The sequence below is a fragment of the Pseudorhodobacter sp. E13 genome (genome assembly GCF_003991405.1).
In the GTDB taxonomy this organism is placed as follows: domain Bacteria; phylum Pseudomonadota; class Alphaproteobacteria; order Rhodobacterales; family Rhodobacteraceae; genus Pseudorhodobacter.
In genome coordinates this window covers 113,741-130,925 of record NZ_RPEN01000153.1, presented here as the reverse complement: position 1 = coordinate 130,925, position 17,185 = coordinate 113,741, and the positions used below count along the sequence as shown (strand labels likewise).

At 62.2% G+C, this 17,185-nt stretch carries 12 protein-coding genes; 8 read left to right on the top strand and 4 right to left on the bottom strand.

Annotated features, from left to right (window positions below):
* Positions 1-151 precede the first annotated feature (151 nt).
* The 6 genes from EGN72_RS08485 to EGN72_RS08460 all read left to right on the top strand — a co-directional run bounded on the left by EGN72_RS08485 (position 152) and on the right by EGN72_RS08460 (position 6,504).
* Complete coding sequence (locus EGN72_RS08485) at positions 152-1,399, top strand: sarcosine oxidase subunit beta family protein (protein WP_127046525.1); 1,248 nt, start codon at positions 152-154, stop codon at positions 1,397-1,399.
* A 91-nt stretch (positions 1,400-1,490) separates the two neighbouring features.
* Positions 1,491-1,814 (top strand): sarcosine oxidase subunit delta, encoded by a 324-nt coding sequence (locus EGN72_RS08480; protein ID WP_127046523.1) that lies wholly within the window; start codon positions 1,491-1,493, stop codon positions 1,812-1,814.
* Positions 1,811-4,756 (top strand): sarcosine oxidase subunit alpha family protein, encoded by a 2,946-nt coding sequence (locus EGN72_RS08475; RefSeq protein ID WP_127046521.1) that lies wholly within the window; start codon positions 1,811-1,813, stop codon positions 4,754-4,756. Before EGN72_RS08480 ends, EGN72_RS08475 begins: the two co-directional genes overlap by 4 nt.
* Positions 4,749-5,294: a sarcosine oxidase subunit gamma gene (locus tag EGN72_RS08470; RefSeq protein WP_127046519.1), complete on the top strand. Its 546-nt coding sequence runs from the start codon at positions 4,749-4,751 to the stop codon at positions 5,292-5,294. The genes EGN72_RS08475 and EGN72_RS08470 overlap by 8 nt, the downstream gene beginning before the upstream one ends.
* A gap of 115 nt (positions 5,295-5,409) precedes the next feature.
* A complete protein-coding gene (locus EGN72_RS08465) occupies positions 5,410-5,814 on the top strand; it encodes a hypothetical protein (RefSeq protein WP_127046517.1) in 405 nt (134 codons plus the stop codon).
* Between the two features lie 90 nt (positions 5,815-5,904).
* The gene (locus tag EGN72_RS08460; RefSeq protein ID WP_127046516.1) at positions 5,905-6,504 is read left to right on the top strand and encodes a superoxide dismutase; all 600 of its coding nucleotides are present in this window, start codon (positions 5,905-5,907) and stop codon (positions 6,502-6,504) included.
* Between the two features lie 96 nt (positions 6,505-6,600).
* Here the strand turns inward: EGN72_RS08460 and EGN72_RS08455 are convergent, their stop codons facing one another.
* Positions 6,601-7,149, bottom strand: coding sequence for a TIGR00730 family Rossman fold protein (locus EGN72_RS08455; RefSeq protein ID WP_127046514.1), 549 nt, complete (start codon positions 7,147-7,149; stop codon positions 6,601-6,603).
* Positions 7,150-7,247: 98 nt separating this feature from the next.
* On the opposite strand from EGN72_RS08455, the gene EGN72_RS19480 reads away from it, so the two are divergent.
* Together EGN72_RS19480 and EGN72_RS08445 are read left to right on the top strand one after the other, a co-directional pair.
* On the top strand, positions 7,248-8,945 hold the full coding sequence (locus EGN72_RS19480; protein WP_233587084.1) for a LysM peptidoglycan-binding domain-containing protein: 1,698 nt from the start codon (positions 7,248-7,250) through the stop codon (positions 8,943-8,945).
* 199 nt (positions 8,946-9,144) lie between these two features.
* Positions 9,145-10,926, top strand: a complete 1,782-nt coding sequence (locus EGN72_RS08445; RefSeq protein ID WP_370323228.1) for an ABC transporter ATP-binding protein/permease — start codon at positions 9,145-9,147, stop codon at positions 10,924-10,926.
* A gap of 6 nt (positions 10,927-10,932) precedes the next feature.
* Here EGN72_RS08445 and EGN72_RS08440 read toward each other — a convergent pair whose 3' ends face one another.
* The 3 genes from EGN72_RS08440 to EGN72_RS08430 all read right to left on the bottom strand — a co-directional run bounded on the left by EGN72_RS08440 (position 10,933) and on the right by EGN72_RS08430 (position 17,035).
* Positions 10,933-11,886 carry a calcium-binding protein gene (locus tag EGN72_RS08440; protein WP_127046511.1) on the bottom strand — a complete coding sequence of 318 codons (954 nt, stop codon included), beginning with the start codon at positions 11,884-11,886 and terminating at the stop codon, positions 10,933-10,935.
* 137 nt (positions 11,887-12,023) lie between these two features.
* On the bottom strand, positions 12,024-15,797 hold the full coding sequence (locus EGN72_RS08435; protein WP_127046509.1) for an efflux RND transporter permease subunit: 3,774 nt from the start codon (positions 15,795-15,797) through the stop codon (positions 12,024-12,026).
* Positions 15,794-17,035: an efflux RND transporter periplasmic adaptor subunit gene (locus tag EGN72_RS08430; RefSeq protein WP_127046507.1), complete on the bottom strand. Its 1,242-nt coding sequence runs from the start codon at positions 17,033-17,035 to the stop codon at positions 15,794-15,796. The genes EGN72_RS08435 and EGN72_RS08430 overlap by 4 nt, the downstream gene beginning before the upstream one ends.
* Between the last annotated feature and the right edge of the window lie 150 nt (positions 17,036-17,185).

Here is a 17,185-nt window from a genome sequence, read left to right as displayed (position 1 = left end):
GCCTTAATCGCCACAAGACTTGAGACCTCTGGACGCAGGCCAATCCGGGCCTATGTCGCAAATATCCCCATTGTGCCGCTCTCAGGTGCGGATATATCTCTGCCCCGTATCAAAAGGCATCCAAGCAACCCGGACCAACGGAGAGTCGCGCATGAGACGCTATTCAGTTTTCGCCATCGCACGCGAGGCGCTTCGCTATCACAGCGGCTGGGAACGGGCCTGGGCCTCGCCGACGCCCAAAGCGTCCTATGATGCGATCATCATCGGGGCAGGCGGGCACGGGCTGGCAACCGCCTATTACCTTGGCAAGAACCACGGCATTACCAATGTCGCCGTGATCGAAAAAGGCTGGCTCGGCGGTGGCAACACGGGCCGCAATACCACGATCATCCGGTCCAACTACCTGCAAGACCCGTCCGCCGCGATCTATGAAAAGGCCCGCAGCCTCTATGAGACGATGAGTCAGGATCTGAACTATAACGTGATGTTCAGCCCGCGCGGTGTCATCATGCTGGCCCAAACCCACCATGAGGTGCGCGGCTATCTGCGCACGGCCCATGCCAATGCGCTGCAAGGCGTGGAAACCCAGTTCATCAATGCCGCAAAGGTCAAGGAACTGGTGCCGATCATCAATATCGACGGCCCGCGCTACCCCGTCTTGGGCGGCCTGTGGCAACCCCGCGGCGGCACCGCGCGGCATGATGCCGTGGCTTGGGGCTATGCGCGCGCCTGTTCCGATATGGGGATGGACATCATCCAGCAATGCGAAGTCAAAGGCGTGCGCTCCGAAGGCGGCAAGGTCGTTGGCGTGGAAACCACCAAAGGCTATATCGGCACCAAGAAACTCGGCATTGTGGTCGCAGGCCATTCCGGCCAAGTCGCTGATATGGCAGGCTTCCGCCTCCCGGTAGAGGCGGTGGCCCTGCAAGCGCTCGTCTCCGAACCGATCAAGCCGTGCATGGATGTGGTGGTCATGGCCAATACCGTCCACGGCTATATGTCGCAATCGGACAAAGGCGAAATGGTCATCGGTGGCGGCACGGACGGGTTCAACAACTACACCCAGCGCGGCTCTTTCCACCATATCGAGGAAACCCTGCGCGCATTGGTCGAAACCTTCCCGATGATCTCCCGACTGAAAATGCTGCGCCAATGGGGCGGCATCGTCGATATGACGGGGGATCGCTCGCCGCTCATCTCCAAAACCCCGCTTGGCAATTGCTTCATCAACTGCGGCTGGGGCACAGGTGGCTTCAAGGCCATCCCCGGCTCTGGCTGGGCCATGGCCGAACTGATGGCCAAAGGCGAACCCGGCCCGCTGGCCGCCGCTTTCTCGCTCGACCGCTTCAAAGAAGGCCGCTTCATCGACGAATCCGTCGCGGCAGGGGTCGCCCACTGATGCAGCGCTCTTATCCACATCATCTATTCAAAAATATCCCGGGGGTCCGGGGGCAGCGCCCCCGGCCGTTGCAATCCAGCGAGGCCCAAAAATGCTGACCCTTCAATGCCCCTATTGCGGCGTGCAAGCCGATGAAACCGAACTCTCCCCCGGATATGAGGCGCATCTGAAACGCTTTGGCCCCGGCTCCACCCCCGAGGAATTCGAATCCTACATGTTCGCCCGGAAGAACCCCAAAGGCGTGCATTTCGAACGCTGGCGCCATGCGTATGGCTGCGGCAAATGGTTTCTGGCCGCCCGCGACACCAATACGCTCGAAGTGTTCGGCACCTATCCCGCGCAATCCTCGGCCCCGCCCGCTGATCTGATCGCTAAAATCAAACAGAAACGACCGGATTGGGAGGGTTACAAATGAGCACACGTCTCCAGAAGGGCGGCCGCCTGATCGACCGCTCCACCCGCGCCGAATTCACCTTCAACGGGCGCCGCCTGATCGGCCATGCCGGTGACACGCTGGCCTCGGCGCTTTTGGCCAATGATCAGATGCTGGTGGGCCGTTCGTTCAAATATCACCGCCCGCGTGGCATCGTCGCCGCCGGACCAGAGGAGCCGAACGCGCTGGTCAATCTGGGCCGCGCCGACCGGTTGGAGCCCAACCAGCGCGCCACGACCACCGAACTTTACGCGGGGTTGGAAGCCGCCAGCCAGAACCATTGGCCCAGCCTCGATTTCGATATCGGTGTGGTGAACAATTATCTGGCCCGCTTCCTGCCTGCCGGGTTTTACTACAAAACCTTCATCCATCCCCGCGCGGCATGGAAACATCTGTTCGAACCGATCATCCGGCAATCGGCGGGGCTCGGCTCTGCCCCCAAGGAAACCGACGCGGATCGCTATGAATTCGTCTATGCTTTCTGCGATGTGCTGATCATCGGCGGCGGCATTGCGGGCCTGCAAGCGGCGCTGACGGCAGGGCAGGCGGGCAAGCGCGTGATCTTGCTGGAACAAACCGCCCATTGGGGCGGGCGCGCGGTGGTCGATGGTGACACCGTCGAAAACGAATCCGCCGAGGAATGGGTGACATCTGCCGTGGATGCGCTGAAAACCATGGAAAACGTGACCCTGCGCAATCGCTGCATGGGCGCGGGTGTTTATGACCATGGCTATGTGCTGGCGAATGAGCGTCTGGCCGATCACACCCCCGGCGATGGCCGCCCGAAACAGCGGGTCTGGCGTATCCGCGCGGGTCATATCATCAGCGCCACGGGGGCGATTGAACGCCCCTTGTCCTTTGCGGGAAATGATATTCCGGGGGTGATGCTGGCGGCTTCGGTGCGCGACTATGTCGTGAATTACGCCGTCTCGCCCGGTGATCGCACCGTGGTTGTCACCAATAATGATGATGCCTACCTGACCGCGATTACGCTGGTCGAGGCGGGGCTGTCGGTGCCGGTGGTGCTTGATGCCCGTGCGCAGGCCGATGGCCCGTTGCCCAGCCGCGCCCGTGCGCTGGGGATCCGGGTCGAGACCGGGCGCGGGATTGCATCGGTCAAAGGTGGCAAGCGCGTGACGGGGGTGCAGATTTGCCTGCAAGCCGGCGAAGGCGCGGTGATGGAGGAGATCGCTTGCGATGCGGTGGCCATGTCGGGTGGCTGGTCGCCGGTGGTGCATCTGTGGTCGCATTGCGGCGGCAAGCTGATCTGGTCCGAAACACTCTCGGCCTTTGTGCCCGACAGCGCGCGCCCACCGCTGAACCATGACGGGTCGGCCATGGTCAGTTGTGTCGGGGCGGCGGCAGGGGTCTATGACCCGGCGGATATTATTGCGGGCACCGATAGCGACGGCGCTGCGACTGCCATTGTGCCGGTCTGGATGATGCCACAAGGCGCACCCATCGGGCTGCGGTCCAAGATGTGGCTGGATTACCAGAATGACGTGAAAGTGTCGGATGTGCAGCTTGCGGCGCGCGAAGGCTATGAATCCGTGGAACACACCAAGCGTTATACCACGCTGGGCATGGCGACAGACCAAGGAAAACTTAGCAATATCAACGGTCTTGCGGTGCTTTCTCAGGCCCTCGGGGCCGAGATTCCGCAAGTCGGCACCACCACTTTCCGCCCGCCCTATACCCCTGTTACCATCGGGGCCTTGGCCGGTGAGGCACGGGGCGAGATTTTCCAGCCGCTGCGCCGCACGCCCATGCATGACTGGCACGACCAGAACGGCGCCTATTGGGAACCGGTGGGCCTGTGGCGCCGCCCCTATTGCTATCCGCGCGCGGGCGAAACCCATGATCAGGCGGTGCAGCGCGAGGTGATCAACACCCGCGAAAAGCTGGGCCTGCTGGATGCCTCGACCCTTGGCAAGATCATCGTCAAAGGGCCGGATGCGGGCCGGTTCCTCGACATGCTTTACACCAACATGATGTCCAATCTGGCGGTGGGCAAATGCCGATATGGGTTGATGTGCAACGAGCAGGGCTTTTTGTCGGATGACGGCGTTGTCGCCCGCATTGATGAGGATACCTGGCTGTGCCACACCACCTCGGGCGGGGCAGACCGGATTCACGGCTGGATGGAAGACTGGCTGCAATGCGAATGGTGGGATTGGAAGGTGTATACCGCCAATGTGACCGAGCAATATGCGCAAGTTGCCGTTGTCGGCCCCAATGCCCGGAAATTGCTGGAAAAGATCGGCGGTATGGATGTCTCGAAAGAGGCGCTGCCCTTCATGCAATGGGCCGATGGCAGCTTGGGCGGCTTTCCGGTGCGGGTGTATCGGATCAGTTTCTCGGGGGAACTGTCTTATGAAATCGCGATCCCGGCCAGCCATGGCGCGGCCTTCTGGGACATGCTGCACCGGGAAGGCGCGGAGTTTGGCGCGATGCCTTACGGCACCGAATGTCTGCATGTTCTGCGCGCCGAAAAGGGCTTTATCATGATCGGCGATGAGACGGATGGCACCGTCACCCCGCTGGATCTGGGGCTTGGTTGGGCCGTGTCCAAGAAGAAGGCCGATTTCCTTGGCAAGCGCGGGATGGAGCGGACCTATCTGGCCGACCCGGAGCGGTGGAAACTGGTCGGGCTGGAAACGCTGGATGGGTCTGTGCTGTCCGATGGCGCCTATGCCGTGGCCCCCGGCACCAATGAGAACGGCCAGCGCAACACCGAAGGCCGCGTCACCTCAACCTATTACAGCCCGACCTTGAAAAAGGGCATCGCGATGGGGCTGATCAAGAATGGCCCCGACCGCATGGGCGAGGTGGTGGAGTTGAACAAGGTGGACGGCGGCACCGTCAAGGCGCGCATCGTCGATGCCGTTTTCTTTGACAAGGAAGGGGAGAAGGGCAATGCATAACCCTGTCAGCGCGCTTGGCGGAGAGATGTTCGAAGGCTTTGCAACCATCCGCGAGGTCGGCCCGATGGGCATGATTACCCTGCGCTGCAAGATGGATGAAAAACCGCTTGCAACCACCTTGAAAAAGCTTGGTTTTTCGTTGCCAGATCAGCGCCGCATCAGCCATGGCAAGGATCGGTCTGCGGGCTGGATGTCACCGGATGAGCTGTTGCTGATCCTGCCCTATGCCGATGTCGCCGCGACGATGGAGGGGCTGGCAAGCGGGCTTGCCAAGACGCATCATCTGGCCGCCGATGTGTCAGACGCCCGCGCGATGTTCCGCATCGAAGGCGAAAAGGCCGATCAGGTGCTGGCAAAGCTGTGCCCCGTGGACCTGAAAACCCTTGCCCCGGCAGAGCTGCGCCGCACCCGCGCCGCACAGGTGGCCGCCGCCTTCTGGGCGCAGGACGGGGGCTATACGCTGGTCAGCTTCCGCTCGGTCGCGGGCTATGTGATGGGCATTCTGCGCCATGCTGCCGCCAAAGGGGCAGAGATTTAGGGCGGGCTTTGTGCCTGACAGGCGTTTTCGATATCGCTGCCCATGATTCCCGGCTATGTCCTGTCTGGTATCCGGTTCGGTTGCTGGACAGGGCTTAACAATGGGCTGCATGTAAATGAAATTGCTTTGTTTTTCCTTGGTGACGCTGTTCGTGGCTTCGGCCGCTATGGCCAAGGATGTCACCTATGTCTGTCGGTTGGATGTGCCGGTATCGCAGCAATGGGTGCCATCACAGATTGCCATTCTGCACACAGAGGGCAGCGAAACCGCCGTGGTGAATGACCCGATCATCGTTTACTTTCTGAAAAAGCCTGCCACGGCCAAGGTGGCGGCGGATAACCCCCAGCGCATCACCTTTACTTGGGAATTGCCAAGGGTTCGCAACACTGCCGGGCAGGAAACCCCGCGTTTTCTGTATAGGGCCAGCTATTTCAAGAAAACCGGCAAAGTAAGCATTTCCGCCACCCCGGCGGGATATCCGAACAACTTCAACGCCTTTGGCACCTGCAAGCTCGGCTGAGCGGCGCAGATTTCTTTGGCGGCCCCTTGACGTCCGGAACCGAAGCGCTCTTATTCGCGTTGACAGATGAAACTTCTGAAAGGAAACGACATGGCTTTTACACTTCCCGATCTTCCCTATGCCCATGATGCACTTGCCGCGCATGGCATGTCCAAGGAAACGCTGGAATATCACCATGACCTGCACCACAAGGCCTATGTCGACAACGGCAACAAGCTGATCGCTGGCACCGAATGGGAAGGCAAGTCGGTCGAAGAGATCATCAAAGGCACCTATCAGGCGGGCGCTGTGGCGCAGAACGGCATTTTCAACAATGCCAGCCAGCATTGGAACCATGCCCAGTTCTGGGAAATGATGGGGCCGGGCGGCAAGGCGATGCCGGGCGCGCTGGAAAAGGCGCTGGTGGAGAGCTTTGGGTCGGTTCAGAAATTCAAGGATGATTTCTCGGCGGCGGGGGCAGGGCAGTTTGGCTCTGGCTGGGCTTGGCTGGTCAAGGACAAGGACGGCAGCTTGAAGGTGACCAAGACCGAAAACGGCGTGAACCCGCTGTGCTTTGGTCAGACCGCGTTGCTGGGCTGCGATGTGTGGGAACATTCCTATTACATTGATTTCCGCAACAAGCGCCCGGCCTATCTGACCAATTTCCTTGATAATCTGGTCAATTGGGAAAACGTCGCCTCGCGCATGTGATCGGCGGCTGATCTGACGGTAACGGCCCGCAATCTGATTGGTTGCGGGCCGTTTCTGTTGCATCCATGCGGGTTTTGCCTTGGCCCCGCCTTCGGGTCAGTTCAGCCCTGTCTTTAACGCCTTTGTCAAAGTGTCGATATCCGGCACAACCTCCACAAAGCCGCGCATCGACGCATCGGCAAAGCCTTGATCCACCACATGATCCAGCAGCGTGACCAGCGGTTGCCAATAGCCCGCCACATCCAGCAGGAAAATCGGTTTGGCATGCATGCCCAGTTGCCGCCATGTCAGCACCTCAAAAAACTCATCCAACGATCCGCCGCCGCCGGGCAGCACCACAATCGCGTCCGAGTTCATGAACATCACCTTTTTACGCTCATGCATGGTTTCGGTCAGCACCAACTGGTCCAGATCGCGTTTGGCAATTTCGCGTTTGACCAGATGGGTCGGCATCACGCCCAATGTGCGCGCGCCTGCGGTTTGGGCCGCGCGGGCGACCTCGCCCATCAAACCGGTATCGCCAGCGCCGTAAACCAGCCGCCAGCCGTTCGCGGCGATCATGGCACCTGTGGCTTGGGCGGCGGTGGTGAAGGCGGGGTTGGTGCCGGGGCGCGCGCCGCAAAAGACGCAGATAGAGGCTGACATCGGGGCTGTTCCTGAAAAAACTTGCTTTGGCAATTGATATCGGGGTTCTTGTAAAAGGGAAAGCCGAAGGGCGCTGCGCGGGTTTGCAGGGGGGATTTATGGCAGGATGGGCGGGTTGGGGGGCAGGGGCCAGACTGGCAGCCGTGCTTGGCGGTGCGGCAGCGGCGGGGGGGCTTGTGCTTCTGGTGCTGGCGCTTTTGCCCGCACCGCAGCCAGAGCCGCAACCAGAGCCGGTGCCACAGCCTGCGGCGATTGCCGCGCCCGAGGCTGCTGCACCTGCTGCCGCGCCTGATGCAACTGTCGTGGCGCCTGCCCCCACAGCCCCGCCTGCGCCCAAGCCGCCCAGCTTTGACGTGGTGCGGATCGAAAAGGATGGGGCGGCGCTGATTGCGGGCAAGGCGCATCCGGGCAGCGCGGTTTCGGTTTTGCTGGATGATCTGGTGGTCTCTACCGTGATCACCGATCCTTCGGGCGCATTTGCCGCTTTGTTCGAGGTGCCCCCCAGTAGCGCGCATCGGTTGATCACCTTGCGGATGCGGCTGGCGGATGGGCAGGAACTGGCCTCAGAAGAACAGGTGATCTTGTCGCCCGGCGATGTGATGCCGGTGGAAGGTGCCGACCCTGCGCCAGTGGCAGAAACCCTTGCTGCGCCGGAAGCCGCAGACCCCGCCGTGACAGACCCCGCCGCAACAGAACCGGTGGCCGAGGCTGCCCCAGAGCCCAGCACAGCTGCTGCGGTGGCCACCGCCGCCGCCACCGATGCCACCGCCACCGTTGACCCTGACGTAGGCGCTGGGGCCAATGCGGCGACTGAAACGGCGGCGATCTTGTTGGGGCCGGGCGGCGTGCGGGTTTTGCAGCCGGGGGGCGATGCGGCACAGGCGGCAGGCAAGCTGCGCCCTGTGGTGATTGATGCGATTTCCTATACTGCCAGTGGCGCTGTGCAGATGGGCGGGCGCGGGATGCCGGGGGCGCGGGTGCGGCTGTATCTTGACGGGCGTTATCTGACCGAATTCGCCATCGGGCCGGATGGCGGCTGGGGCGGCGTGCTGCCCGAAGTGGCACCGGGCGTCTATACGCTGCGCGCCGATCAGATCGATGCCGAGGCCAAGGTGACGGCGCGGTTCGAAACCCCGTTCCAACGCGAAACGCCCGAGGCCTTGGCCGCCCTTGCCGCGCCAAGCGCCACGGCAGAGGCGCAAGCCGCGCCGGAACCAGTGCCAGAGGTGGTGGCCGCACAGCCCGAGGTCGCCGTGCCGCCTGCCGCGCCGCCTGCTGGGGGCCAAGCCAGCACCGTGCAAGCGACAGATAGCAGCGCCGGGGCGGATGCCGCAGCGCAGGCCCCGCAACCCGAACCGGTCGCCGCAGCGCCTGCACCCAATGCCACGGCCCCTGTGCAGCCCGCGCCGGGTGTCGCGGCGCAAGGTGCTCAGGTCAATGTGACGGCCGCAACGGCACCGCAACCGATGCCCGCCCCGGCACCGTTTGCGCCCGCGCCCGGTGCCGCGCCACAACCCATTCGCGTGCCAGAGCCTTTGGCCCCCGTGGCACCCTCTGCCACCCCCAGCCAAGCCGCCGCCCAATCCCCGGCGGCCCCGGTCACGGTGACGGTGCAACCGGGTTTCACGCTTTGGGCCATTGCGCGGGATCAGTTTGGCGATGGGATCCTGTATGTGCAGGTTTATGAGGCGAACAAAGACCGTATTCGCGACCCGGATCTGATTTACCCCGGTCAGGTCTTTGCGCTGCCCGAGGCCCCGAGCACCGCCGCACCCGCCGCAGATGCCTCTCGCTGAGCCGGGGGCTCTGGCCTTTGCTGTTCGGGGCGACTAAACAAACCAGATCACAGACCCGCCGCCGCCCAATGGGCCGCTGCCGGGGCAGGGCCCGCCACGCACCGGGGCGCGGCTTGCCGATTGCAGAAATGAGGATGGAATGCGCAGATTGACCAGCACCGCGACAAGCGCCGACGCCAAAAGTGAGAGTGCGTCCGGCATGCAAACCATTCGCCGCGTTCTGCCCTATCTGTGGCCCAAGGATGTGCCTTGGGTGCGCCACCGTGTCACGATTGCGCTGGTGTTGTTGCTTTGCGCCAAAATCGTCTCGGTCAGCACGCCGTTCTTTTACAAAGCCGCTGTGGATGCCTTGGCGGGCGAGGCCCCGTCGCAAAGCGCGCTGCTGATGTTTGGGGCCGTGGGGCTGACCATCGCTTATGGTGTGGCGCGCTTGGGTGCGGTGGGCTTTGGGGAATTGCGCGATGCGGTCTTCGTGCGCGTGGGGCAGCGGGCCTTGCGCAAGCTGGCGCTGGAAACCTTTACCCATATTCACCGCTTGTCGATGCGCTATCACATCACCCGCAAAACCGGGGGCCTGTCGCGCATTATCGAACGCGGGGTCAAGGGCGTCGACTTTCTGCTGCGTTTCATGCTGTTTTCGGTGGGGCCGCTGATCCTTGAGTTGTCCATGGTTGCGGTGATCTTTGCGCTGCTATTCGGCTGGCTTTACATGGTGGTCGTGGTTGTCACCATCACGCTTTACGTCACCTTCACGCTGAAAGTGACCGAATGGCGGGTGAAGATTCGCCGCCAGATGAACGATCAGGACACCGATGCCAACCAAAAGGCCATCGACAGCTTGCTGAACTTTGAAACCGTGAAATATTTCGGGGCCGAGTTGCGCGAGGCGCAGCGCTATGACGGCGCGATGCAGAAATATGAGGTGATGGCCGTCAAGACCGGGCAAAGCCTGTCCTTCCTGAACTTCGGGCAATCGCTGATCATCACCACCGGGCTGGTGATCGTGATGGTCATGGCCGCGATGGGGGTCGAGGATGGCACCCTGACCGTGGGCGATTTCGTCATGGTCAACGCCTATATGATCCAGATCACCATGCCGCTGAACTTTCTGGGCACGGTCTATCGCGAAATCCGGCAGGCGCTGGTCGATATGGGCGAGATGTTCGGCCTGCTGGGCCAACCCGCCGAAGTGGTGGACAAGCCGGGGGCCACGGACCTGAAGGTTTCGGGCGGCGAAGTGGTGTTTGACAATGTGCAATTCGGCTATGACGCCGCGCGCCCGATCCTGAAAGGGGTGACCATCCGTGTCGCACCGGGGCAGCGGGTGGCGCTGGTGGGGCCGTCCGGGTCTGGCAAATCCACGGTCGGGCGCTTGCTGTTCCGGTTTTACGATGTGGTGGGCGGGGCTGTGCGGATTGATGGCCAGGACCTGCGCGATGTCACCCAAGACAGCCTGCATGCGCAAATCGGCGTGGTGCCGCAGGATACGGTTTTGTTCAATGATACCGTGCTTTACAACATCGCCTATGGCCGCCCTGAGGCCTCGCGTGCCGAGATTGAGGCCGCCGCCCGCGCCGCAAAGATCCATGATTTCATTCTGTCCTTGCCGGATGGCTATGAAACCACCGTGGGGGAACGTGGCCTGAAACTGTCGGGCGGGGAAAAGCAGCGGGTCGGCATTGCGCGCACCTTGCTGAAAAACCCGCCGATCCTGCTGTTGGATGAGGCGACCTCGGCGCTGGATACCCAGACCGAGCGGGATATTCAGGACAGTCTGTTGGCCATGGGCGAAGGGCGCAGCGTGATCACCATCGCGCACCGTCTGTCGACGATTGCCGATGCCGATCAGATCATCGTGCTGGAAGCGGGCAATATCGTCGAGCAAGGCACCCATGACCAGCTTTTGGCCAATAACGGGCGCTATGCGGCCATGTGGGCGCGGCAATCCTCGGAGGAGGAAGACGCGGGCGACGCGGCCTGAACGGGCTTAGCCCTGCGGCAGCGGGGTCAGGGTGATCATGCTGGGCGTCAGGTCTTGGCCGCCGATGATATTGGCGATGGCGGTGCCGTTGAACAGGATCATCGCGCCGGTGCTGTCGCTGTTTTGCAGCAAGGTGATGACGGGCAGAATCTCGGCCCCGGTGTCGTCGCGTTCGGGGGTGTATTGCACCTCTAGCTGGTCGCCTGCGCTATAGTCATTGACCCGCGCCACATCGGTCAGGTCGGGGCGGCCATAGTCGATGCGGAACAGATCATCGCCCGCGCCGCCTTCGCCGATGTCACCGGGGCCAAGGACCAGCGTGTCATCGCCTTCGCCGCCTGACAGCCCGTCGACACCGTCAATCGTGGTTTCGCCGGCTTCGCTGGACAGGGTGGCCGACATGCCGAACAGCGTGTCATTGCCCGCGCCGCCATAGAGCAGATCGGCGCCAGAGCCGCCGCGCAATTCGTCATTGCCATCATCACCGTGCAGAATGTCATTGCCGCCATTGCCGGTCAGCAGGTCATCATCCGCACCACCGTAAACCGTATCAAAGCCAATGCCCGCGTCGATGGTGTCATTGCCATCGCCGCCATAGGCCAGATCGCGGCCATCGCGCATCGACATCACGTCATCGCCCGTGCCGCCTTCGGCGTAATCGCTTTCGGTGCTGCCGATCAACGTATCGTCGCCTGCATTCAAAAACCATGCCAGCGCGTTTTCTTCATCGGTCGACAGGGCATCATCGCCTTCGGTGCCGGTGATCACATCGCTGTAAAGGCTGGCATCAAATTCGCCCGGCACAGCCACATCTTCGGTTTCCGCCTCTGTTTCGGGGGCGGCTGCGGTATCGGTCGGGGCGGCATCTTCATCGCTGTCATCGCTGCGATTGAACAGGCCCAGATCAATGCCAATCGTGCCAAGAAACAGCAGCAGGAAGGGGGCGGTTACAGGGTCCATGGTCAACAGCCTTCTGGCAAGGGCGGGGCGATTGTTTCCGGATATAGATCAATATTGATGAAAATGCGGCAGGTTGGCGGCAACCGCGCGGCAATGCGCGCGGCTGCGATTAAGGCGCTGCCCCGGAAGGGGGGGCCTTATTCGGCGGCGCGCAGGGGCGGGCGGGGCATGCCTTGCACGGCGCTGCGCTGGCTGTTGTCGCCCTCGTCATCGGGCGCGGTATCGCTTGTCTCTGCGGTCGGTGCGCCTTCGGGTGCCGGGGCGTCATCCCAGATCAGCACCGGCGAGGCGATGCGCCGCGCCGCACGGTTCAGCGCCATGTCGCGTGCCGCTGCACTGCTGGACCCGCTGGACAGCGCCGACAGCGCACCAAAGCTGCGATAGGCCCCGATCCCGATCCAGACGCGCAGCGCCAGCAGCGCCGGGGTAAAGATCAGCGTCAGCACAGTGGCAATGCCAAGGCCAAAGACCACGGCGGTGGCCAGTTGCTTCCACCACAGGGCGGTCGGGCTGTCGATGGAATAGCCGCCCCCGATGAAATCAAGGCTTAGCCCGAACATCATCGGCGCAAGCCCTGCCATGGTGGTGATCGTGGTCAGCAGCACGGGGCGGATGCGTTGTTCCGCTGTGCGCACGATGGCCTCGATCTTGGGCATGTAGCGGCTGAATTCCTGATAGGTGTCAATCAGCACGATATTGTTGTTCACCACGATCCCGGCCAGGGCCACGATGCCGGTGCCTGTCATGATGATGCTGAAGGTCTGGTCCATCACCAGCATCCCGATCAGCACGCCCGTGGTCGACAGAACCACCGCGATCAGCACAAGGACCGAGTTGTAAAAACTGTTGAACTGCGCCAGCAGGATGATGAACATCAGCCCCAGCGCCCCGGCAAAGGCCTTGGCCAGAAACGCACCGCTTTCGGCCTGGTCTTCCTGATCACCGGTCCATTCCCATTCCACACCGCTGGGCAGCGGGGTTTCATCGGTCAGCCATTTCGACAGCAGGGCGATGCGCTCATTGGCGTTGATCGGTTCCACCGTCAGGCTGAACAGACGTTCGGACACTTCGGGCTTGGTCAGCTCTACCAGATCATAGCCGTAATCGCCGCCTTCAATCGCGGCGCTGCCCGTGGAATCGATGTCGCGCGCGCGGGCGATGCCAACGGTGGCAAAGCTGCCATCGGCCTGCTTTTCCTTCAGCATGACCAGACCGGGCGTCACATCGGCCTTGATGTCGAAATAGCGCTGCTGATCCACCCGGTCGATGCGGCCCAGCTTTTGCACCGGGCTGCGGGTGACGAAGTTGGACAGCGGCACCAGACCATCGCGGGTCCGCACCTTCAGCGTGTCGAGCGTGGACAGCACGCGGTCCTGTTCCGGCAGGCGGACGCGGATCTCAATCTCCTCGTCCGAGCTGTCGACCCGCATCGTATCCAGCAGGATGCCGCGCGTCACAAGCTGCACCATGCCGCCCACGGTTGCCACATCGGCGCCAAAGCGCCCGGCCTTTTCCACATCCACATCAATCTGCCAGTCGATGCCGGGCAGGGGGCGGGTGTCTTCGATATCAATCACCCCGGCGGTGGTTTCAAAGCGGTCGCGCACAATTGCCACGGCTTCGGCGATCTGGGTGAAATCATCGCCTTTCAGCCGCAGATGCAACGGCTTGCCCGAGGCAGGCCCGCGGCTTTGGCTCAGCGCTTCCAACTGGATGCCGGGCAGATTGGCAAGTTTTGCCATGATCCGCGCCAGCACCAAATCGCCGTCCAGTTCGGGAATATCGGCGCGGTCTTCCCATGGGATCACCTCGATCTGCATCTGGCCCACGGTATCCAGCGGGGCCTGCGCGCCGCCATTGTTGGAATTCAGCCCCCCCGCACCCGCAAAGGAGAACACCGAATCCACGCCTTCGGTGGCCAGCACGATATCTTCGGCCTGTTTCAGCAAGGCATCCTTTTCCGGCAAGGACAGGTTGCCCCGCGCGCGGACATAGATGATCGCCTGTTCCGTCTCAGACTCGACAAAGAATTCCACCCCTTTGGAATGGGTGCCGAAATAGCTGAAGGTTGCGACGACAAAGGCCAGCACCGCCACGATAGAGACGACCGGCATCACCGGGTTGCCCGCAATCGCCTTGGTGAAATAGCCAAAGGGCGTGCGGCGATAGCTGCCCCGGATTTTGCGGGGTTTCCGCTCTATCCGGGCGGCGGTCATGGTGATGGTGGTCAGCACAGCACCTGCCGTGAACAGCACGGCCCCCGGCAACACGGCCATCCCCCCGGACGGGGCGACCCCGCCCATCAGATAAGCCGGGTTCAGCATCTGCATCGCGCCCAGAAAGATCAGATACATCGAGGGGGGCACCATCACGGCACGCAGCCACCACGGCAGCGGGCGCAGCTTTGCTGCCGTGCGGTCGAATATCCGGCTGATCCGGCCCGACACGCCGCCCAGAACCGGCAGATAGACCAGCGCCACGATCAGGCTGGCCGATAGCACGAAGATCAGCGTGACAGGCAGCATCCCCATGAATTCGCCCGGAACCCCGGGCCAGAACAGCATTGGCAAAAAGGCGCAAAGCGTGGTCGCGGTAGAGGACACAACCGGCCAGAACATCCGCTTTGCGGCCTCGGTATAGGCGGCCATCGGGCCAGAGCCTTCGGAAATGCGGGTATCGGCATATTCGACCACCACAATCGCGCCATCCACCAGCATCCCGACGGCCAGAATAAGCCCGAACATCACGATGTTGGACACGGTGATGCCCATCACCGCCAGCAGCACAAAGCACAACAGGAACGAGGTCGGGATCGCAAAACCCACCAGCAGCGCAGAGCGCGTGCCAAGCGAGGCCAGAACCACAATCATCACCAGCGCAATCGCCGTAAGGACGGAGCCTTCCAACTGGCTGACCATGCTGTTGACCTGACTGGACTGATCCAGCGAGGCGCGCACTTCCACCGCTTCACGCAATTCCTGCGGCCATGTCGCGCGTTCCAGTTCCACCTGCCGGCGCACCTCGGCGGCGGTGTCGATCAGGTTGAAACCTTTGCGCTTGACGACCTGAATGGCCACCGTGGTTTCACCGTTAAAACGCGCGGTGCCGGTGCGGTCTTCAAAGGTCAAGCGGATATCGGCCAGATCGCCAAGCGTCACCACCCGGTCGCCATTCACCTTGACGGGCAGGCCGTAAACCTGTTGCGGGGTCTTGAAAGACGAAGGGATTTTGACCGCATAGGCACCGCTTGCGGTTTCCACCTCCCCCGCCGCGATCAACTGGTTGTTGTTGCGCACAACCGAAATCAACTCGGCGGCGGTGACGTTATAAGCCTCCAGCCGCAGCGGGTCGATCACCACTTCCAGCATCTCATCGCGGTGGCCGGCCAATTCCGCCTTCAGCACCGCATCCATGCCTTCGATCCGGTCTTGCATATCCTTGGCGGCGCGCAGCAGCGTGCGTTCCGGCACTTGGCCCGACAGCGCGATGATGATAATCGGGAATTCGGAAAAGTTGATCTCGTTGATCGAATATTTATCCGCCCCGTCCGGGAATTTCGCCTCGGCGGTGTTCATCTTGTCGCGCACATCGGCGATGATCTTGGTCTTGTCCCAGCCGAATTCAAATTCTAGCGCCACGCCGCCATAGTTTTCGGCGGCGGTGCCGGACATCTTCTTCAACCCGTCAAGGCCAGAAAGCTCTGTCTCCATCACCTTGACCAGCAGGGTTTCGCTGTCTGCCGCCGAAATGCCGGGGAAGGGGACCGACACGAACAGCGCCGGAATTTCGATATCCGGCTCGCCTTCCTTGGGCAGCGAATAATAGGCAAAGCCGCCCGCCAGAAGGGACAGGGCGACAAAGGCAATGACCATGCGGGCGCGGCTGGCGGCCCAGTCAACAATTCCGATCATTGCGCCTGTTCCTTGTAAGTGACCGTCACGGCCACGCCCTCGGTCACGAATTCCTGCCCCACGACAATCACATCCGCCGCATCCGGCAGGCCGGTCAGCCAGACCCCATCGACCGTGTCGCGGATCAGCGTGACGGGCACGAATTCGGCGCGGCTGTCGCCGTTGACGATGCGCAGGCCAAGCCGCCCCTCATCATCCAGCGTCAGCGCCGAGGCGGGCAGCAGATGCGCCGGTTTGCCTTCGGTGGCGATCATCAGTTCGGCGGTCTGGCCGTCGCGGATGTTCAGCCCGTCATTGGCCACCGTCACCTCCACCCGGAAGGTGCGGGTCAACGGATCGGCGGACCGGCTGAGGAAGGTCACACGCCCCAGCGCCTCGCGCCCCGAGGCCAGACGCGCCTGCGCCATCGCGCCCACGCTGACCTTGTCGACATCGGTTTCGGCCAGAAACCCCACCAGCTTGATCGGGTCCAGCTGGATCACGGTGGCACAAGCTGCGCCGGGTTGCAGCAAGGCGCCCAATTCGGCGGTATCGGTTTCCAGCAAGCCACCAAAGGGCGCAACCAGCGTCAGCCGCTTCAGCTCCCGCTCTGCCGCTTCGACGGCGGCTTCGGCCGAACGGATGCCCGAAGTGGCCGCAGACACACCCGATTCCGCCGAACTGACCCCGGCGCGCGCGCTTTCCACGGCGGCGGTGGTCGCAGCGACCCGGGTTTCCGAGGCAAAACCATCTTGGCTGAGTTGCGAGGCAGCGCGGGCGTTGATCTCGGCCTCGGCCAGCCGGGCTTGTGCCTCGACCAGCCGCGATTGCGCTTCGGGCAGGCGGCTTTTGGCCTCCATCAGGCGCGATTCTGCCTCTTTCAACTGCGCGTCACGGGTGCCCACATCCAGAACACAAAGCGGCTGATCCTTGGTCACATAGGCCCCCCGGCGCAAGGGTTCCGACACCACCAGCCCCGAGGTTTCGGATTTCACCTCGACCTGCCGCGCGGCTTCGGTGCGGCCACGGGCCAGAATGGCGCTGTCGACCGGTTGCACCTTGCTGCGCTGCACCAGAACCGACACCTTACGCTCGGCTTTCGCAGGCTCTTCGACCGGGGCAGGGGTGGCGGCGGCGTCGGTGCTGCTTTCAGGTGAAGGTTCCCCCGCGGCAAAAGCCAGCAGCTTTTCGCGTTCAAACACCAAAAGAAACAGCGATATCGTTACAATCGCAGCCGTAATCAGGGGGAAAATCCGCATTCAATCGCCTCTTGTGCATATGCCGCCTGCGGCCCCAAGGTGAAAGGCCGCGGCCCGTGCATATGATATTCGTCTGGTCATACGCTAAACTATCTGGTTCAGATTAAACTTTTTGTCCCCCAGTCACAAGTCACCATTCCCGAGCCGGGA